Source organism: Rhizocola hellebori, from assembly GCF_016862955.1.
Lineage (GTDB): Bacteria > Actinomycetota > Actinomycetes > Mycobacteriales > Micromonosporaceae > Rhizocola > Rhizocola hellebori.
This window is the reverse complement of the sequence record NZ_BONY01000019.1, coordinates 23,276-41,830: the sequence shown is the minus strand read 5'-3', so window position 1 is coordinate 41,830 and position 18,555 is coordinate 23,276. Positions and strand designations below refer to the sequence as shown.

The 18,555-nt window shown below is 67.8% G+C and carries 19 protein-coding genes and 6 tRNA genes; 5 read left to right on the top strand and 20 right to left on the bottom strand.

Translation table 11 applies throughout. The annotated features are described in order from the left end of the window. Window positions 1-47 precede the first annotated feature (47 nt). On the top strand, window positions 48-872 hold the full coding sequence (locus tag Rhe02_RS17470; RefSeq protein WP_203909298.1) for an oxygenase MpaB family protein: 825 nt from the start codon (window positions 48-50) through the stop codon (window positions 870-872). Between the two features lie 84 nt (window positions 873-956). Continuing rightward, window positions 957-1,712 (top strand): tyrosine-protein phosphatase, encoded by a 756-nt coding sequence (locus Rhe02_RS17465; protein ID WP_203909297.1) that lies wholly within the window; start codon window positions 957-959, stop codon window positions 1,710-1,712. Here Rhe02_RS17465 and Rhe02_RS17460 read toward each other — a convergent pair. Beyond that, a complete protein-coding gene (locus tag Rhe02_RS17460; RefSeq protein ID WP_239123883.1) occupies window positions 1,709-2,197 on the bottom strand; it encodes a nitroreductase family deazaflavin-dependent oxidoreductase in 489 nt (162 codons plus the stop codon). The genes Rhe02_RS17465 and Rhe02_RS17460 overlap by 4 nt on opposite strands. Window positions 2,198-2,280: 83 nt before the next feature. Between Rhe02_RS17460 and Rhe02_RS17455 the strand changes: the two genes are divergently transcribed. Continuing rightward, complete coding sequence (locus Rhe02_RS17455; protein ID WP_203909296.1) at window positions 2,281-2,466, top strand: prevent-host-death protein; 186 nt, start codon at window positions 2,281-2,283, stop codon at window positions 2,464-2,466. A gap of 1 nt (window position 2,467) precedes the next feature. Here the strand turns inward: Rhe02_RS17455 and alc are convergent, their stop codons facing one another. From alc to uraD, 10 genes are read right to left on the bottom strand one after another with little or no spacing between them, the layout of a single operon-like run. Beyond that, complete coding sequence (gene alc / locus Rhe02_RS17450; protein WP_203909295.1) at window positions 2,468-3,418, bottom strand: allantoicase; 951 nt, start codon at window positions 3,416-3,418, stop codon at window positions 2,468-2,470. After that, window positions 3,415-4,716 carry an allantoinase AllB gene (gene allB, locus Rhe02_RS17445; protein ID WP_203909294.1) on the bottom strand — a complete coding sequence of 434 codons (1,302 nt, stop codon included), beginning with the start codon at window positions 4,714-4,716 and terminating at the stop codon, window positions 3,415-3,417. The genes alc and allB overlap by 4 nt, the downstream gene beginning before the upstream one ends. Continuing rightward, window positions 4,703-5,080 (bottom strand): allophanate hydrolase-related protein, encoded by a 378-nt coding sequence (locus tag Rhe02_RS17440; RefSeq protein ID WP_203909293.1) that lies wholly within the window; start codon window positions 5,078-5,080, stop codon window positions 4,703-4,705. Before Rhe02_RS17440 ends, allB begins: the two co-directional genes overlap by 14 nt. A 55-nt stretch (window positions 5,081-5,135) precedes the next feature. Next, on the bottom strand, window positions 5,136-7,427 hold the full coding sequence (gene pucD / locus Rhe02_RS17435; protein WP_203909292.1) for a xanthine dehydrogenase subunit D: 2,292 nt from the start codon (window positions 7,425-7,427) through the stop codon (window positions 5,136-5,138). Continuing rightward, a complete protein-coding gene (locus Rhe02_RS17430; protein WP_203909291.1) occupies window positions 7,424-8,779 on the bottom strand; it encodes an 8-oxoguanine deaminase in 1,356 nt (451 codons plus the stop codon). Before Rhe02_RS17430 ends, pucD begins: the two co-directional genes overlap by 4 nt. Then, complete coding sequence (locus Rhe02_RS17425; protein ID WP_203909290.1) at window positions 8,776-9,249, bottom strand: (2Fe-2S)-binding protein; 474 nt, start codon at window positions 9,247-9,249, stop codon at window positions 8,776-8,778. Before Rhe02_RS17425 ends, Rhe02_RS17430 begins: the two co-directional genes overlap by 4 nt. Continuing rightward, entirely contained in the window at window positions 9,240-10,094 is an 855-nt protein-coding gene (locus Rhe02_RS17420; RefSeq protein WP_203909289.1) for an FAD binding domain-containing protein, read from the bottom strand. The genes Rhe02_RS17425 and Rhe02_RS17420 overlap by 10 nt, the downstream gene beginning before the upstream one ends. 2 nt (window positions 10,095-10,096) lie before the next feature. Further along, the gene (gene pucL, locus Rhe02_RS17415; protein WP_203909288.1) at window positions 10,097-10,990 is read right to left on the bottom strand and encodes a factor-independent urate hydroxylase; all 894 of its coding nucleotides are present in this window, start codon (window positions 10,988-10,990) and stop codon (window positions 10,097-10,099) included. Window positions 10,991-10,993: 3 nt separating this feature from the next. Beyond that, a complete protein-coding gene (uraH, locus tag Rhe02_RS17410) occupies window positions 10,994-11,287 on the bottom strand; it encodes a hydroxyisourate hydrolase (RefSeq protein WP_203909287.1) in 294 nt (97 codons plus the stop codon). After that, entirely contained in the window at window positions 11,284-11,904 is a 621-nt protein-coding gene (uraD, locus tag Rhe02_RS17405; protein ID WP_275412620.1) for a 2-oxo-4-hydroxy-4-carboxy-5-ureidoimidazoline decarboxylase, read from the bottom strand. Before uraD ends, uraH begins: the two co-directional genes overlap by 4 nt. A gap of 74 nt (window positions 11,905-11,978) precedes the next feature. On the opposite strand from uraD, the gene Rhe02_RS17400 reads away from it, so the two are divergent. After that, complete coding sequence (locus Rhe02_RS17400; RefSeq protein ID WP_203909285.1) at window positions 11,979-13,526, top strand: PucR family transcriptional regulator; 1,548 nt, start codon at window positions 11,979-11,981, stop codon at window positions 13,524-13,526. An 8-nt stretch (window positions 13,527-13,534) separates the two neighbouring features. On the opposite strand, the gene Rhe02_RS17395 is transcribed toward Rhe02_RS17400, so the two are convergent. The 3 genes from Rhe02_RS17395 to Rhe02_RS17385 all read right to left on the bottom strand — a co-directional run bounded on the left by Rhe02_RS17395 (window position 13,535) and on the right by Rhe02_RS17385 (window position 16,646). Then, entirely contained in the window at window positions 13,535-15,109 is a 1,575-nt protein-coding gene (locus tag Rhe02_RS17395; protein WP_203909284.1) for a TROVE domain-containing protein, read from the bottom strand. A gap of 226 nt (window positions 15,110-15,335) precedes the next feature. Then, window positions 15,336-15,407, bottom strand: a tRNA-Arg gene (locus Rhe02_RS17390). Between the two features lie 39 nt (window positions 15,408-15,446). After that, entirely contained in the window at window positions 15,447-16,646 is a 1,200-nt protein-coding gene (locus tag Rhe02_RS17385) for an RtcB family protein (protein WP_203909283.1), read from the bottom strand. A 69-nt stretch (window positions 16,647-16,715) separates the two neighbouring features. Here Rhe02_RS17385 and Rhe02_RS17380 point away from each other — a divergent pair, with 69 nt between their 5' ends. Continuing rightward, window positions 16,716-17,339 carry an ALF repeat-containing protein gene (locus Rhe02_RS17380; RefSeq protein WP_203909282.1) on the top strand — a complete coding sequence of 208 codons (624 nt, stop codon included), beginning with the start codon at window positions 16,716-16,718 and terminating at the stop codon, window positions 17,337-17,339. A gap of 12 nt (window positions 17,340-17,351) precedes the next feature. Here Rhe02_RS17380 and Rhe02_RS17375 read toward each other — a convergent pair. The 6 genes from Rhe02_RS17375 to Rhe02_RS17350 form a co-directional block, all read right to left on the bottom strand. Then, window positions 17,352-17,434: transfer RNA gene (locus Rhe02_RS17375), tRNA-Tyr, on the bottom strand. Between the two features lie 16 nt (window positions 17,435-17,450). Continuing rightward, window positions 17,451-17,525 (bottom strand) — tRNA-Leu (locus tag Rhe02_RS17370). Window positions 17,526-17,543: 18 nt separating this feature from the next. Continuing rightward, a tRNA-Gln gene (locus tag Rhe02_RS17365) sits at window positions 17,544-17,615 on the bottom strand. 38 nt (window positions 17,616-17,653) lie between these two features. Next, window positions 17,654-18,097: an HNH endonuclease gene (locus Rhe02_RS17360; RefSeq protein WP_203909281.1), complete on the bottom strand. Its 444-nt coding sequence runs from the start codon at window positions 18,095-18,097 to the stop codon at window positions 17,654-17,656. Between the two features lie 30 nt (window positions 18,098-18,127). Then, window positions 18,128-18,202: transfer RNA gene (locus tag Rhe02_RS17355), tRNA-Ala, on the bottom strand. Between the two features lie 104 nt (window positions 18,203-18,306). Next, window positions 18,307-18,381: transfer RNA gene (locus tag Rhe02_RS17350), tRNA-Trp, on the bottom strand. Window positions 18,382-18,555 lie beyond the last annotated feature (174 nt).

The window sequence follows — 18,555 nt, the reverse complement described above, 5'->3', positions numbered from 1 at the left end:
GCGGGTAACCGCTGGCGGATCCGGGCGGTCTGAGGCACAGTCGTGCCGTGAAGCAACGCCACGGGGAAGAGCTTGTCTACCGCGACCTGGTGTTGAGCCAATTCCGGCGGGAAGCCCGGCTCGGCCTGCAGATCGCCTTCTACCGCACCTATGCGATTCCGTCCATCGCCCGGCTCCTGCTGGACACCGGCGAGCTGATCAGCAGGCCGGTCAAACGCGGTTATGACACCGGCATCATCATGTACGAGCTGATCTACCACGGTTTCGAGCACCCGCGTGGCCGGGAGATCGTCTCCCGGCTCAACCGCATGCATCTCATCTACGAGATCACCAACGACGAGTACAGGTACGTCCTGGGCACGCTGATCTTCATCCCCAGCCGTCTGATCGACCGCTTCGGCGCTCGCAAGCTGACCACGGCGCAGCGTGCGGCCACCTTTCACTTCTACCGCCGCCTGGGCGAACACATGAACATCGACGCGTTGCCGGACACCTGGGAGGCCTACGAAGCATGGTTCGACCGCTACGAGCGCGACCATTTCGCCTTCGACCCCGCAGCGAAGGCCCTCATCGAGGCATCTAGAAAGATGGCGACCCAGCGGTTACCCCGGCCGTTACGGCCCGTCGCCAGCGCGGCGCTTGACGTGCTGCTGGACGAGCCGATGCGCCGGGCTCTCGGCTTACCCACGCCCGCAAAAGCCATGACGTGGCTGGTCACCCGTGCGCTCAGGCTGCGGGCCCGGCTCGCCCGCGACAGGCCGCCGCAGGCTGCCGACCTTTGGTGGCCCGGCAAGGCAAACCCCGCCTACCCCGCTGGCTACACTTTGGACCTCATCGGCCCGCAAACGCAGGCCCACATTGAACGACGGTAAAAGTCATTTATGATCAACCATAGCTGCGGGATTGACGAGAGATACGGGGCAGGCATGGCAGGGCTTTACGCGGGGATCCAAGGTGTGCCAAATCTTAGAGACCTGGGCGGTTGGCCTGCCGGGCCGGGTCGGGTCCGCCACGGGCTGCTGTTTCGTTCGGCCCAGCTGACCGTGTTGGAGGGTGCGGCCGCCGACGAGTTCGCCCGGCTCGGCATCCGCGCGGTCTACGACATGCGCACCGACGGCGAGCGCGCCGCGGCGCCTGAGCAGCTGCCACCCGGCGCTCGCCACGTCGTCGTTGACATCGTCAAAGACCTCCCCGGCGCGGCGCCCACCCAGATCTTCGACGCCCTGTCCGATCCGCAAGCGGCTGAGCGCATATTCGGCGAAGGCCGTGGCGTCGCCCTCTTCGAGCAGGGTTATCGCACACTCATCGGGCTGCCCAGCGCGCTGACCGGCTACCGCGAGTTCTTCACCGACATCGCCGAGGCCGAAAACGGCCCGATCCTGTTTCACTGCACCACCGGCAAGGACCGCACGGGTTGGGCGGCCGCCGCTCTGCTGCTGCTCCTGGGCGTGGCCGAGGACGACGTCTACGCCGAATATCTGCTCACCAACGAGCAGTTGCTGCCCACCCTGAAGCCGTTCTTCGACCGGTTCGTGGCGGCGGGCGGCAACGCCGACCTGCTGATCCCGGTGCTCGGCGTGCAACGGGAATACCTGGCCGCCGCCCTCGACGAGATGCGGCAACGCTACGGATCCATCGACGGTTATTTCTCCGATGGGCTGCAACTGCCCGCGGAAACCGTGCAGCGGCTCAGAAACGCTTACGTGGCTTAGGCGTCAGCGGGTTGCAGGATCACCACCGGGATCTCGCGCTCGGTCCAGGACTGATAGTTGTCGAAGTCTGCGTAGGCGTCGACGAGCAGCGGCCACAGCCTGGCCCGTTCCTGCGGGTCTGCGATTCTGGCCCGGACGAGCTTGTGCTCGGCTCGGATCTGCACCCGGGTGTCGGGAGTGGCGAGCAGATTGTGGTACCACTGTGGATGTTTGGGCAGCCCACCTTGCGAAGCCACCACGACGATGTTAAGCCCGTCGATGATGTAGAGCAGCGGGGTCGTGAAGGTCTGCCCCGACCGGCGGCCGCGATGCTCCAGCAGCAGGGTGGGCACGGGCTTGCGCAGCCCCGCGCCGACTCGCCACTTTCCGCCGATGCGGCCACGGGTGCGCCGGTAGACCCAGACCTGGCACTTGGCCATGTACCTCATAACCCTGGGGACCAGGGGCGAGTCGAGCTGCTTGGGCCGGGGCGCTGGGGTGGGCATGGTCCACATTCTCCTCGGTGTGCTGTCCGGGGTCCGCGGCGAAGCCCCAGCGCTAGACTAAGGCCTTAGCCAAGCAGGAGGTGATGGTGTTGTCGGCTGAGATCATCAATGATCGCGCGGAGACTCCGCTTGCGGAGATCGTCCCCCTGGTGCGCGATGTCAACCGGGTAGCGATTGGTTCGCTTGCTGGGCAGCTAGATTTGTCCGGCGACTGGGATTCGCCGCCGACCAACGCCGAGATCGCCGCCGACTTCGGCATCGGGTCATGAGCTAGCTAACCGCCGGGCTCGGTGTGCCGATGAGGCGGAGGCGGGCTATTCCGCCGTCGGGAAAGATGTTCAGCTGAACCCGTTCCACCGCGGGAAGCTCGCTGGGCAACCGGAATCGGTGCAGGGTGTCGGGCTGCAGCCGGGTCTTGGGCAGGATGGTGGCCTGCTGCCCATCCGCGGTGTGGCCCACCAGCTCGGCCCAGCCGGGCGCGTTGAACTTGAAATGCGTCGTGTCGAGCTCGGCGAGCAGCAGCCTGCCCGGCGCGGCGAGCTGGATCAGGGCCCAGTCGTGGCCGTCGTCGCGGCGGCGGCGGTTCTCCCAGCCCTCCCCGGTGGTGCGGGCGAGGCCAGGCATGAGCATGTTGTTGGGGGAAGAGAAGAACGCGTCGGAACAGCCGATCGCCCTTCCACCATTGACCAGAGCCGCTAAATCACTTGGTACCAAGGAAAGCAGCTCCAGATCGGGCACCACCTCGCCGTGCACGCGCAGCCGCGCCACCCCGCCGTCGGGATGGATCGCGAGCCGCACATGGGTGTAGGTGGCGTCATCGTTGACGGCGAAGGTGTTGGCGGTGTCGCCCTTAACCGCGGCCAGCTCGACAAGCGGCGTCCAGGGCACGTCGGAAAGCTCAGCAGCCGACCGGTAGCCCTGCACCCGCGCAGCGGACAGACTGCATTGCGGTGGATAGTTTCCTTTGAAGAAGGCCGTGTCGACCACCATCTCGCGCACGATGCCGGGGGCGGCGAGCCGGACGATGGCCCAATCGTGGCCCGGCTCGCGGCGGCGGCGGGTCTCCCAGCCGTCGTAGATCTGTCCATTGTGGTCGAATGTCTGCGGGCTGAACACCGGCGCACGCGGATCGATGAGATGGTCCGCGGCGCAGAACGACTCGTCGTTGGCGGCCACCACGGCGCCGCCAAGCGCGCGGGACGCGAGATCAACGTAGCTCATCGGGTCAGCAACCTTCCGCTGGGCTTGTCCGGGTCGACTGCCGCACCGGCCAGCCAGGTCGAGCGCACCACGCCGGTGAGGCGACGTCCGGCGTAGGGCGAAACCGGGTGCCGGTGGTGCAGCGCTGCGGGATCGACGACGAAGTCGGCTTCGGGCTGGAATTGCACCAAGTCTGCCTGTGCCCCAACGGAAATCCGCCCTTTGCCGGTGACCCCGGCGAGCCGGGCCGGGGCATCGGCCATCCAGCGCACGATGTCGGTCAGCCCGTGACCGCGCTGGCGGGCCTGCGTCCACATCAGAGGCAGGCCGAGCTGAAGCGACGCTATCCCGCCCCACGCGGTGGTGAAGCTGCCGGTCAGTTTCAGCTCGGGCGTCGCGGGCGAATGGTCGGAGACCACGCAGTCGATAGTGCCCGCGGCGAGCCCGGCCCAGAGCCGGTCGCGGTTGCCCGCGTCGCGGATCGGCGGGCAGCACTTGAACTCGGTGGCGCCGTTGGCTATTTCCTCCGCAGTCAGGGTCAGATAGTGCGGGCAGGTCTCGGCGGTCAGCTTCACACCGCGCCGCTTCGCGGCCGCTATCGTCTCCAGCGCCTCCGCGCACGACAGGTGCAGCACGTGGACTCGTGCGCCCTGTGCCAGCTCGGCCAGCAGGGCAATCGCCTCGACCTCGGCGCGTCCCGGCCGCGAGTCGAGAAAGTCTTGGTAGCGCTGCGATTCGCCCAGCTGACCCAACGCCGCGGCCGATTCGGCGTGCACGATGAGCAGCCCCCCGAATCGGCGCACCTCGCCCAGCACGGCCTGCAGCTGTGCGCTGTCCAAGGGCGGGAACTCGGGGACGCCGCTGTCGGCCAGAAAACACTTGAAACCGTAGACCCCGGCCTCGTGCAGCGGGCGCAGGTCGGCCAGGTTCTGCGGGATCGCGCCGCCCCAGAAGCCGACGTCGACCACGCATTGTCCTTGCGCCGCCTCGCGTTTGAGCTTGAGCGCGGCCACTTCGACGGTCGGTGGCAGGCTGTTGAGCGGCATGTCGAGCAGGGTGGTCACCCCGCCCGCGGCCGCGGCCCGGGTGGCGGTGGCGAAGCCCTCCCACTGGGTGCGTCCGGGTTCGTTGATGTGCACGTGGGTGTCGACCAGACCCGGCAGAAGAGCATCGTCGCCGCAGTCGTAAGCGCCCGCCCCCGACTCGTAGGGCAGGATTTCGCTGATCTTCCCGTCGTCGATGCGCAGGGTGGCCGGGCGTTCGCCATTGGGCAGCACCACCCGGCGCGACCTGATGGCGGTCAGCTCAGCCCTGCCCACGGTAGGCCCTCCACCCACCGATGGCGCTGATGTCGGTCAGCTCGGTCTGCGCGCCGAACTCGCGGCGCAACACCATCGCCAGGCTGGGCCGGCCATCGGCCAGCTCGATCACCCCTAGCTCCAGCTCGGGCGGCTCGGCGGGCAGCAGGCTATCGCGCAGCACCTCCATCGGCACGTCATAGACCTCGCCGGCCACTTCGACGCCGCCGCTGCTCACCTCTTGCAGCGCCGGGTACCGGTCACCCACCGAGTAGAAGCGGTAGCGGGCGGCCGTGCGGACCTCGCCGAGAAGCGGCGCGCCCAGCAGCAAATGGTTGAGCGGACCGCCGCGCATCGCACCGCCGTTAAGGAACATCAGGGTCATGCCATAGCCTCCTTCGTTCGCCGCGCAGCGCCGCGCCGGTGTCTGGACTGAGCGATCATGAAGCCAACGTTCCAGTGAGATGTTCCGGCCGGATCGGGACCCGTTTCAGGGCAAGCCCGGTGGCCTGGCGGATGGCCGCCACGATCGCCGGGGTCGAGGAGAGGGTCGGCGGCTCGCCCGCGCCCCGCAACCCATAGGGGGCATGCGGATCGGCGTTCTCAAGTATTTTCAGCCGCATCGGCGGCATGTCGAGGATGGTCGGGATGAGGTAGTCGGTGAAGGAGGGGTTGAGCACCTTGCCGTTGGCCACCTGAATCTCCTCCATCACGGCCAGGCCAAGCCCCTGGGCGGTGCCGCCGTGGATCTGGCCCTCGAGGGAAAGCAGGTTCATGATCTTACCCACGTCCTGTACCGCGGCCAGCTCGACGACACGCACCAGGCCGAGCTCGACGTCGACGTCGACCACCGCGCGATGCACGCAGAGGGCGAACTGGACGTGTGAATTGCCTTGCCCGGTAAGGGGATTCATCCGCTCGGTGGGCCGGTGCCGGTATTCCCGCGTCTCCTCGATCGCCGTGTCGCCAAGCACGTCGGCCAGTTGCGCCACCACCTCGCCGAGCGCGGTCACCACCTTGCCGCCGACGAGTTGCGCGTCGGCCGGCGCCCCGGCCAGCTCGATGACCCGTTGCCGGACAGCGGCACACGCCTCCTTGACCGCTCCCCCGGTCATGTAGGACTGGCGCGAGGCGGAGCTGGAACCGGCGTTGCCAACCCGGCTGTCGGCGGGCGCAATGGTCACCCTTTCGATGCCCAGCTCGGTGCGGGCGATCTGCGCCTTGAGGGTCACCAGCCCTTGGCCCACCTCGGCGGCGGCCGTGTGCACGAGCGCCGCGGGCTCACCGCCGATCATCTCCAGGCGCACCCGGGCGGTGGAGTAGTCGTCGAATCCCTCTGAGAAGCAGATGTTTTTGATGCCCACGCCGTAGCCGACCCCGCGGCGCACCCCTTCGCCGTGGGTGGTGTTGGAGACGCCGCCCGGCATCCGGCGCAGGTCGAATTCCTCGCTGGGCGGCAACGGCATCGCCACCAGATCGTCGAGCATCTCCGACAGCGGCACCGGCGAGTCGATCACCTGTCCGGTGGGCAGCGTCGAACCCTCGCTGACCGCGTTGATCTGACGCAGCCGCCAGGGGCTCATGCCGAGCGCTTCGGCGACAGCGTCCATTTGCGACTCGTAGGCGAAACAGGCCTGGACCGCGCCGAAGCCTCGCATCGCGCCGCAGGGCGGATTATTGGTGTACGCGCCGTATGCATCGATCTTGACATGCGGCACCTCGTAGGGCCCGACGCCCAGCGACGCCGCGTTGGCGACCACAGCCGGGGTGGTCGAGGCGAAGCCGCCCCCGTCGAGGGCGATCTGCGCCTTCACGAAAACCAGCTTGCCGTCGGCGGAAGCGCCGTGCTCGTAATGCATGACGGCCGGATGCCGGTGCACGTGCCCGAAGAAGGACTCCTCCCGGTGGTAGACCATCTTCACCGGTTTGCCGGTGTGCAGCGCGAGCATCGCGACGTGGATCTGCATCGACAGATCCTCGCGACCGCCGAAGGCGCCGCCGACGCCCGCCATCGTCATGCGCACCTTTTCCTGCGGCAGGCGCAGGCACGGCGCGATCTGGGCGAGGTCGTTGTGCAGCCATTGGGTGGCGACGTAGAGCTCGATTCCGCCGTCCTCCGAAGGGATCGCCAGCCCCGACTCCGGACCGAGGAACGCCTGATCCTGGATGCCTACCTCGTAGTCGCGGGCGATGACGACCGCGCACTGCGCCCGCACGGCCGGATCGTCGGGATCGCCTTGGCGCACCGGCTGGTGGCGCACCAGATTGGTACCCGGATGAACATGCTCCGACGTGGGATCGAAAAGCGCCTTGTGGGCGTCGAAAATCGGCTCCAGCACCTCGTAGTGAACCTCGATGCTGTTCAGCGCCCGCCGGGCGGCCTCCGGATGGTCGGCGGCCACCAGGGCCACCGGCTCCCCCTGATAGCGCACTTCGTCGATGGCCAGGACCGGCTGGTCGCGCTGATCGATCCCGTAGAACTTGTCCCCGGGCACGTCGGCGTGGGTCAGCACGGCCCGCACGCCGGCGATCGCCAGCGCCGGGCCGATGTCGACACCGGTGATCCGGGCCCGCGGGTGCGGGCTGCGAAGCGTGGCGCCCCAAAGCATTCCGTCGATCCACAGGTCCGACGAGTAGGCGAACTCCCCCTTGACCTTCAGTGGGCCGTCGGGCCGCACCGGGCTCTCGCCGACGCCACCGGCGCGGCTGGTGGAGGTGAGCGGCTTGGTCATGTCGCCTCCGTGAGTTTGCGATTCGCTGCCCGGGCCGCGCTTGCCAGCGCCCGCTCGTCGGCGTTGCTCAGCGCGTCGTCGGCCACCACCGGCCGGCCGCCCACCAGCAGCAGTTTGAGCGGGGCGGGCGGGCCGAAAACGAGCGCTGCCACCGGATCGGCGATGTCGGCGTGGCCGAGCCCGTCGAGCCGCCACAGCGCGATGTCGGCGAGCTTTCCCGGCTCGAGGGACCCGATTTCGTCCTGCCGGCCAAGGTTGCGCGCGCCGCCCATGGTGCCCAGATAGAGCGCGTCGCGGGCGTTGAGCGAGACGGCGGGATCGCTTGTCCCGGCGCGCAGCCGCGACGCGTACATCGCCTGGCGCAGCTCCTCGACCATCATCCCGGATTCCTGCGAGGCCGCGCCGTCCACACCGAGCCCGACCGGGGCGCCCGAGCGCAGCAGGGCTTTGACCGGGGCCAGACCCGCCCCGAGCCGGGCGTTGGAGCTCGGGCAATGTGCAGTGCCTGTCCCGGTTTCGGCGAAGCGTTTGATCGCCGACTCGGACAGGTGCACGCCATGGGCCATCCACACGTCGTCGGCGAGCCAGCCCAGCGAGTCGGCGTACTCGGCCGGGGTGCAGCCGTGGGTGGCGAGGCAGAACTCCTCCTCGTCCAGGGTCTCGGCCAGGTGGGTGTGCAGCCGCACCCGATGCTGCCGGGCCAGGGCCGCCGACTCGGTCATCAACCGGGAGCTGACCGAGAAAGGTGAGCACGGCGCTATCCCTATGCGCAGCATCGAATTGGGCGCGGGGTCGTGGTATTTCGCGATCGCGTCGGCGCAGGCGGACAGGATCGTGTCCAGGTCTTCGACCACAGAGTCGGGCGGCAGCCCGCCGTCGGAGACACCCCGGTCCATCGAGCCGCGGGTCGGGTGGAAGCGCAGCCCGATCGCGCGGGCCGCCTCGATCTCCGCGGCCAGCAGGTCACCGCCGTCGCGGGGGAAGACGTAGTGATGGTCGCTGGAGGTGGTGCAGCCCGTGCGCGCCAGCCAGCCCAGGCCGGCCGCGGCGGCGGCGTGCACCGTTTCGTAGTCTATGCGCGCCCAGATCGGGTACAGCGCCTTGAGCCAGCCGAAGAGGGTTTCGTCCTGGGCCAGGCCGCGGGTCGCCCACTGGTACAGGTGGTGGTGCGTGTTGACCAGACCGGGCGTGGCCAGGCACCCGCTGGCGTCCACATAGGAGGCGTTGTCGTGCCGAGGCGCCGGGCCCGCCCCGACCGCGGTGAGATACTCGCCCTCGATGACGAGATGGCCGCTCGCGTGCTCAGGGCCGGAAACCGTGGCTATGGCGCAGTTCTCGATGATCAGGGTCATGTCTGGGCCGCCTTGCGCCGCGCCGCCGCCCGGACCGCGTCGAGGATCTTCTCGTAACCGGTGCACCGGCAGAGGTTCCCGGCCAGCGCCTCGCGGATCTCCTCGTCGGAGGGCGACGGGTTCCGTGCGATCAGGTCGTGCGTGGCCACGATCAGGCCCGGCGTGCAGAATCCACATTGGACAGCACCGGCCTGCACGAAGCACTCCTGCACCGGATCGAGCCGGTCGCCGTCGGCCAGACCCTCGACGGTGATCACCTCCCGGTCGACGGCCTGGCCCGCCGCGACCAGACAGGCGCAGACCGCCACCCCATCGAGGTAGACCGTGCATGAGCCGCATTCGCCTTGCTCGCAGGCGTTCTTTGAGCCGGGCAGGCCAAGTCTTTCGCGCAGCACGTAGAGCAGGCTCTCGCCCGGCCACACCCCGTCGGCGTCGCGGCTCTCGCCGTTGACGGTCATCTTCAGGCGCATTGGTACTCCTTCCAGGCCCACGCCAGGTTGCGCCGGGCCAGCACGGCCAGGGCATGGCGGCGATAGGCGGCGCTTCCCCGCACGTCGTCGATGGGCGAGGCGGTCTGCGCCACCAGCTCGCCGAAACGGGCACCCACCCCGTCCGGGATCGGATCGCGGCTCTCCCACGGCAGTGCCCCGGACACGTAGTCCTCGGCGGCCACGGCTCGCCGCGGGGTGGGCGCGGCCGAGCCGATGCCCGTCCCCACCCGCCGGGCGGGCACGTCGAGCGCCAGCGCGAAGGAGCAGACCGCGATCACCATCGCGTTACGCGTGCCGATCTTCGAGAACTGTTGCGGGCCTGGGGAAAGCGGCACATGCACGGCGCGGATGAGCTCATCGGGCGCGAGCGAGTGGCGCTTCACCCCGACATAGAACTCGACGGCCGGGATGAGCCGGGTGCCCCGCACCGATTCCGCCTCCACCGACGCGCCGAGCGCCAGCAGGATCGGGTGGGCGTCACCGGCGGGCGAGGCAGCGCCGAGGTTGCCGGCGATGGTGCCGCGATTGCGGATCTGGGGTGAGCCAACCGTTCGCGAGGCCATGGCCAGCCCGGGCAGCTCCGCGCCCAGCTCCTCGATGACCCGGGTGTAGGTGACGTTCGCGCCGATGCGGATGGCGCGCTCGTCGCGCTCCCATCCGGTCAGCTCCGGGATCCGGGTCAGATCGAGCAGGGCTTCCGGGCGGCGGCGGTCGAAGTTGACTTCCACCATCACATCGGTGCCACCCGCGATCGGCACCGCCGCGGGTCGCTCTGCCTTGCGGGCCAGCGCTTCCGGCCACGTCTGCGGGCGCAGGAAGTCCATTGTCAGCTCCAGGCCGGGCCGGCGTCGGGGGCATCATCGCGCAGCACGCTGCCGTGCATCAGCCCGTAGGGGCGGTCGGCCACGATGAACACCTCGTTGGCGTTGTCGAGCCCGAAGGGGGTCAGGTCGACGACGAAGTGATGCTTGTTCGGCAGCTCCAGCTGCACTTCACACAGCTCGGGCCGGTGATCCAGCACCCTGGTACCCATAGCGTAAAGGGTTTGCTGCAACGAATAACTGTGCGTGTCCGCGAATGCCGCCAGCAGGTAGCGGCTGGCCTCGCGAAACGAGGCTCCCCAATCCGCCCGATGGGGATCGGCGGTGGTGTCGGCGTGCCGCCAGCCGGCGGTCACCACGGTCGACAGGATCCGGTCGTTGGTCTCCTTCAGCGTCGTCAGCTCGTCGGTGAGGAAGCCCCAGAACTCCGAATCGGTCGAGTTGAGCACGATCAGATCCTTGATGCCGGAGACCACATGGGCCTTCGTGCCGTCGTAGTGCACCACCGCGGTGCGCACCGGAGCCGTGCCCGAGCGGGCGAACGAATGTGCGATCCCGTTGCTGGGCAAGGCGATCCGGTCCCAGGCGTACTCTTCGATGGCGACTCGCGCATGATGCACCGAGGGCTGGCTGTCGACGAAGTGCTTGGCGAGGATGATGGCGAACTCTTCGATCTCGCCGATGCCGTACTTGCGGGCAAAGACGAAGACGGTGTTCTTCTGGGTGTCGGTCGGCAGCACCTTGGAGTTGTCGCCGGACAGGTGCGCATCGTCCATGTCACCGGACAGGGCCACGCTCACGTTCAGGTCTTTGATTTCGTGCCGGTCGGGGTGCCGGCGCACCGCGACCACGCGGGTCTCGGCCTTGCCGTAATGGTTGGCTCCGAGCTTGATGCCCACGGGTCAGCTCCCTCGGTAGGTCGAATAGGCGAACGGGCTCAACAGCAGCGGCACGTGGTAGTGCGCGGCCGGGTCGGTGACCCGAAACGCGATGACGACCTCCGGGTAGAAGCCCGCACGGTCCCCGAGATCGAAGACCAGACGGTAGACGCCGTTGCCGGGGGTGGGCAGCGAGGCGACCCGGCCGTCCGCGTCGGTTTGGGCTTGCGTCACCGCGCCGTCGTGTTCGAGCCGGATCCCGAGGCCCGGCACCGGCCGCCCGAGCGCCGCGTCGAGAACGTGGGTGGAAACCGTCATGCCGCCACCAGCTTCCGCAACCGCAGCTCGACGATCTTGGCTAGCTCCCGCCGCACTTCGGCCTGCTCCTGCGCGGCGTCGTTCTCCAGCCGCCGGGTGAGCTCGGCGAGCATCTGCTCGCCGGAAAGACCGGTGGCGCAGATCAGATATATGTGCCCGAATCGCCGCTCATAGGCGATATTCCCGGCGACGAGCGCCTCCTGCGAGCTGTCGGACACGCCCGCCTGCTCCTGCCGCGACCACTGCGCCTCCTTCGCCCGCGCTGTTTCGCTCGCGTGCGCGGCCTCGGGCGCTGGCGCGGTATCGGGCGCGTTCGCGGCATCGGGCGCTGCGACGCGCTGGCCGATGCGGGGGTGGGCCGATAGGGCCTGCAGCACTTCGGGCCAGCTCAGTTGCTCGGCCAGCTTGCGGCCGGTGGCCGCGAACGCCGTCTCGTCGGGAAAGGGCCTTAATCCAGACATCTGGACCGCCCAGGATCGGACAGCGCAGCAGGTCATAAGCTCGGCCACTGCCTCTTCGTGCGACAGTGAGTGGAAACGCTCCACCTGTCCTCCCAGAGGAATGTGCAGCTGAAACCATAAGTAGAGCAATTGATCTCTAATCGAGCCTAGCGTCATGAACGACGAAAATTCACCGGCACGAAACAGATCGATTTGGAGGTTCGACCAACTCATAGGCGAACGTGAAGGAGATGAGTGAGGAGGTGTTTCCCCTGCGACTGAGAGCCCTGCTGGACCTGGCAGACCTCAAGCTCGAGCTGCTGAGCGGCGAGTCGGAGCTCGATCGCACGATCGTGGCGGTGATGACCACCGACCTGCCCAACCCGAGCCGGTACCTCAGCGGGGGCGAGCTGGTGCTCACCGGCATGGTCTGGCGGCGCACGCCGGCCGACTCCGTCCCCTTCGTCAAGGCTCTGGTCGCCGCGGGCGTCTGCGCGCTCGCCGCCGGCGACGGCATCTCCGGGAACATCCCGGACGACCTCAGGGCGGCCTGTGCCGAGCATGGGCTGCCGCTGCTACGGGTGCCCGCAGACATCGCCTTCACCACCGTCACCGAACAGGTCGTAAGGCGGCTGTCCCCCATTCGCGCCGACAATGTCACCGATTTCCTGGGCAGGCACCGCCACCTGGTGTCCGCCTCGGCCGCGGCCGGGGGCGACGGCCTGGGCGCGGTGCTGGACCTGATCAAGCAACAGCTGTCGATGCGCTGCTGGATCATCTCGCCCACCGGGCTGGAGATCGCGGCGAACAGCGCAGCCCTGAGCGAACAGATCAAGACCCAGGCGTTACGGCACTACCTGTCCGGCCAACAGGTGCCCTATCCCCTTGCCGGGCAAGGAATGTCGGTGCTCGGCGCGGGCGAGCCGCACCAGCCGCGACTGGTGCACTGGCTGATCATTTGCGACAGCGATGTCACCCAATGGGCGCCCCAGCATCACCAGCTGGCCAGGGAGCTGGCCGCGCTCGTCGAGGCGGAGCGGCGACGCCTGGAAGGCGCCCGCGAGTCGAAGCGGGCGGCAGCCCGCGACCTGATCCGGATGGCCGCCGCCGACACCGATCCCACCGAGCTGGCTTACCAGCTCAAGTTCACCGGGTTGGCGGCCGACACCGCCCTGGTGATCGTCGCGGCGCAGCTCGAAGGCGGCTTGGCCCTGCCGATCCTGGAGGACCTGCTTTACCGCCTGCCGAGCGCGACCGCGGTGCTCGAGAAGACCGCGTTCGCCATCGTTGCCGCCAGCCCGGAGCAGGTGCGCGACGCGGTCGCCGCCGCGACCGCCCTCGCCCCGGCACTGGGCGGCAATCCGCTCCGGATCGGCGTCAGCGGGACGGCGACCGGCGCGGCGAGCCTGCGTGGCGCGCTCGATGAGGCGCGCCACGCCTGCGCCATGGCCGCGATGAGCGGCGACCGGGTGGCCATCGTCGGCGAGGAGGAGCTGACCTCACATGTCATGCTGCTCGCCGCAGTCCCCGACGGGGTGAGGCGGGCCTTCCGCGATCGCCTGCTCGGCCCCCTGCTCGAATACGACCGCCTGCATCGCGCCGACCTCGTGCCGACGCTGCGCGCCTTCCTCGCCAGCTCCGGCTCCTGGACCAAGTGCGCCGAGGAACTGCACATCCACGTGAACACTTTGCGGTACAGGATTCAGCGGATCGAACAGATGACCGGCCGCGACCTGGCCCGCCTCGACGCCCGGGTCGACCTGTTCCTCGCCCTTTCGCTCACCTCACCGCCGCTTTAGCCACGTGCTCACGTCCACGGCCAGCTCGCATTCCTGCCCATTTCCAGCAGCGGAAGCATCCGGAACGTGGCGTCGGTAAGGCCACCGAACTCATGGCGATGGGCCGCGCCGGTGGCATAGGCGCCGTGCTGGTAGCCGCCGAGGTTGAATCCGTAGATCGGCACCTGCGCCGGGACCGCATCGGAGACCCCCTTGCCGTGCGCACCGTTCATGGTCTGCATGTCGGAGATGATGACGACCCGGTCGTGCTGCTTGAACGAGGCCCGAAGCGAAGCCACTATCTGGGTACCGTGTCCGACCTCGCCGGTGCGCGCCGTGAACCGCTTGACCTCATTGAGGACCGAGGCCGCCTTGGGTACTTCGTGGCGGAACACCCCATCGGCGAAGCCATACAGGTCCACCCGCTCGCCCTTGGCCGCAAGCGCGACCCCGAACACGGCCGCGGCCTTGGCCGGGGTCATCTTCGACCGCGCCGACATGGCCCGCTGGGTCATCGAAGCCGACGTGTCCACCAGGATCAGCGTGCGTCCCGGCAATGCCGGCAGGTTCGCCAGCGATGCCTGCAGCGCCTTGTCCAGAGCGTGCCCCCACCGCAGCGACGGCGTCTGCTCGTGTGCGGCCAGGAACCGAAACGGGAACTGCCGTGACTTGGCCACCTGCACCGGATCGGCCAGCCGCGCCGCGACACCCGCGGCAACCTCATCGGACACCCCGGCCTCGTCGAAACCCCGTAGGTTACGCAACAGCGCCATGTATCCCATCGACGGGATCAGCGCCTGCCACAGCTGTGCCTTGTCCACTGTGGATCCGGCCAGTGACAGCACGTCTTCCCAAGTCATCCCGGCGGCCTTGAGCCGCTGCGGGTCAACCAGAGCGGCGGCGTCGTTGGCTGCCGCCGCGCGCAGCTCGGCGTTAGCCACCAGCATCGGCAAAGCATTGGTGGAAAAGGAATCGCGTCGATGCCGGCGTTCCAGCGCCACCTTGAACAGGTCGCTCTGCCACGGCGCGACCGGCACCGGGTGGGCGAGGTCGATGACATCGGCGAAGCGGAAACCCCTTGCCGCCGTGTCGTACTTGAGCAGACCGTACTCGGTGTACAGCCGCCCCACCGCATCGGCCACACCCCGCTTGACCGGCTTCGGAATCGCCCGGCCGTAGCGGGAAACCCAGTAGGCGAGCGCCTCGCCCGGCTCATCAGCGCGCTGCAGCACAGCAGCGACCAGCTGCCGGGAGCCGGCAATGTTGGCCGCGAGCATCGCCTTGGCGGCTTCAAGCGCACCCACCAGCGACGCGGAACGCATGTTGGCCCCGGTGCGCAGCCAGCCGAGAAACGCGACCATCCACTGCGGATCGACGGTAGCAACCTCATGCACCAGCCGGGTGTAGCGTTCGTCCCGCGCGGAAGCGGCCTCGTAGAAGGTGTCCTCGCCGGACATGTTGGAAACCGCGAGCAGGAACAGCTCGCCCTTGGCGTCGCGGGCATACCCCGGCGCGCCCTCGTGAGTGCGCCCGGCCGGCCGGCGTCCGGTGACGATCGGCGACAGCGCGGCCGCCTTGACCCGAATCTTGTTGAACTTGCCCATCTTTTCGTCCCCCACGGTGAGGAAGCAGCATTGGCTTGGGGTGCCCGAGAACAAAGTCGGTTGCGGCACATAGCGCTCTACCCGCTGAGCTACGCCCCCATGGTGGGGGCGGCAGGGCTCGAACCTGCGACATCTAGAACCCGAATCGAAGTATCCGCAGCCTGCGCACCGGGCACCCATCATCAGCCGTGGTGCTTCCATAGGTATCCACAGTGGACAGTATTTGAGCCCCTGACAGGATTCGAACCTGCATGCCACGGCTTCGTAAACCGCTGCTCATCCGTTGAGCTACAGGGGCGTGGTGGCGGCACCCCCCGGTGGGGGTGCCGCCGATGAACTATCCCTTGACACACACGACCTGCTTGAGGTGGGCAACCACCTTCACCAGATCCTGCTGCTGCTCCATCACCTGCGTGATGTCCTTGTACGCGCCGGGGATCTCGTCGACCACACCGGAGTCCTTGCGGCACTCCACGCCGGCGGTCTGCGCCATCAGGTCCTGCTGCGTGAACATCTTCTTCGCCTGATTACGGGACATCCGCCGCCCCGCGCCGTGTGACGCCGAGCAGTACGCATCCTCGTTGCCGCGGCCGCGCACGATGTACGACCCGGTCCCCATCGACCCCGGGATGATGCCGAGATCGCCGGTGCCGGCCCGGATCGCGCCCTTGCGGGTCACCAGCACGTCCACTCCGCCGTAGCGTTCCTCGGCGACGTAGTTGTGGTGGCACGAGATCGGCTCCCCGTAGGACACCTGCGGCAGGTGCTGACGGACCACCTCACACAGCACGGCCATCATGACGGCCCGGTTGCGGCGGGCGTATTCCTGCGCCCACCAAAGGTCCCGACGGTAGGCCGCCATTTGTGGGGTACCGGAAAGGAACACCGCCAGATCGCGGTCTGGCAGATCGGCGTTGTGCGGAAGCCCCCGGGCGACCGCCATGTGCCGCTCGGCCAGCTCCTTGCCGATGTTGCGCGATCCCGAGTGCAGCATGAGCCACACCTGACCGTCGTCGAGGCCACCCTGTTCGACACACACCTCGATGAAGTGGTTGCCGCCGCCGAGCGTCCCCATCTGGTGGTGGGCACGGTCTTCCAGCTTCGACACGCCCTCATCGAGCGTGCTGAACTGATTCCAGAACGCGTCCCAGCCGCCCTGCGCCAACCCCCGTATCCGGCGCGTGTTCACCGCGCTTTCACGCTGGGCGAATCCCACCGGAATCTCGGCCTCGATGGCGCTGCGCAGAGATGCCAGGTTGTCCGGCAAATCCGCCGCGGTCAGCGAGGTCCGCACCGCGGACATACCGCAGCCGATGTCCACACCCACCGCGGCCGGCGAAACCGCCTGCCGCATCGCAATGACCGACCCGACCGTGGCACCCTTTCCAAAGTGCACGTCGGGCATGACCGCCACGCCTTCCACCCACGGGAGCTGTCCAATGTTGCGCAGCTGCTGGGCGGCCTGTGGCTCGATGTTGTGCGGGTCGGTCCACACCCGCACGGGCGCCTTGGTGCCCGCCAGAAGCTCGAATCCCATGAACTTGCCTTTCCGTAGGGAGGCGATAAAGTATTCGTGTTTTGCATTGATCACGGGGAGGCAAGACCCATGCGATGGAAACTGCCGGCCGGTTTGGCCGTTCTGATCCTCCTGATCCTGGCGGCGCCTTCGGCCGCTCAAGCCGGATCGCCCGGGCTGAACGAGGCTTGCCAAACGATCGATCGCCCGGAGTACCGGGACATGCGAAAGCTTATCGACATCGATCTTGACACAGCCACCGACATCGAGGTGCGGGTCCGGGCAAACCAGATCCTGTCGGCGGCGCGGGCCGAGTCGCTGCCCCGCCTGCCCGACGCCACTCAGCAGGCGCTGGACGGGTCCAAGGAGGATCTCCGCGCGTTTCTCAAGAACGGCATGCAGATAGTGTGGTCCGACGATCTGCTGGTCCTGATTACCCGGACGCTGTCGGGCGGTGGTCCCAAAGTCAAGGCGGCCGCGAGCAAGGCGCTGGACGAAAACACTGTCGAAACCTCGCTGGCCTACCTGAACGACGGTCTGTATGTCGCACGTGAGCTGGATTGCCAGCCACCACCATCGACCACGTCGCCAGCGCCCGCCGGCGGCCAGCTGCCCAAGACCGGGACAGCGACCGCTGCGCTGGCGCTTGGTGGAGCTGCCCTGGTCGCGCTCGGCATCGGCGCCGTCCTGGTCGGTCGCCGCTCACGAGCCTGACCGCGAGCAGCGTGGTGCGGGCGGAGGGATTCGAACCCCCTGAAAAAATACCTGGTTTACAGCCAGGCCCGACTCTCCAACGTCGGCGCGCCCGCTTGGACGATTTCTGCGTACCCGGAACACGATTCGAACGTGCACTGCACTGGTTCTAAGCCAGTTGCCTCCTACCAATTGGGCTACCCGGGCATGGGTCCTGGTGTATCGCTCCCTCGCATGGATTCGAACCACGCCTTCGGCGTTCAGAGCGCCGCGTCCTACCGAATAGACGACAAGGGATTGGGGGCCGGCGGGGGTGATGGTCCCGCCGGACCCGATCAGCGCTTCACTGCGGCATGCCAAGAAGGTGCCTTGGGCTCGAACCGCAGTCGCATACCCGCTTCGGCGGGGGTGCGGTCGCCCTTGCGCTGATTACAGGCCGCACACGCGGCCACGGTGTTGAGCCAGGTGTTGCGCCCGCCCCGCGAGCTGGGCAGGATGTGGTCGATCGTGAAGGCCTCGCCACCGCAGTAGGCGCAACGGCAGCCGTCACGGCGCAGCACACCTCCACGCGACCAGGCCGGGCCGGAGCTGAATCGCCAGCGGGTGACCACATAGGACACCAGCCGCAGCACCTTCGGCATCGGAAAGACACCTATACGTATGTCAGGCTCCGATTCGTGCACCACCGCGACCCTGCGGCACAGCATCCGGATCGCGTGGTGCAGGGTGACCCGGTGCAGCGGGCCAAGGTCGGCGTTCAAAACCAGTACTGCCCCCACCGGAATCACCTCCCTGTCGTTGTTGGTGGATGGTGGACCGCAACAGAGTCGAACTGTTCACGGGCTGCACGCCAGGCAGCCCCGCACACCGGTGGCGTGCGGCCCATATCCCAGGCCGGGCACAAATAGCGTTGCCCGCCTGGGTTTTTCATACTGTCCACTGTGGAATTCTCAAGATTCGATACCGCCGGCGTGCCGGGGTTGGTGCGCATGGGTGGCAGGAGTCGAACCTGCGACATCTGGTTTTGGAGACCAGCGCTCTGACCGTGCTGAGCTACACCCATAGGAAAACGTTGGAGGAAAACAAAAACGCCGCCCGGGGCCGGGATTCCGGCGGGCGGCGTAAGTCGCATGAGTATGCGCCTAGGTTTGCCGCCGGGCCGGATATTCGATCCTGCTGCCGGACAGATTGTGTCGGACCGCGAGGTGCAGGGCCGACCAACCGCACAGCGTGAGCT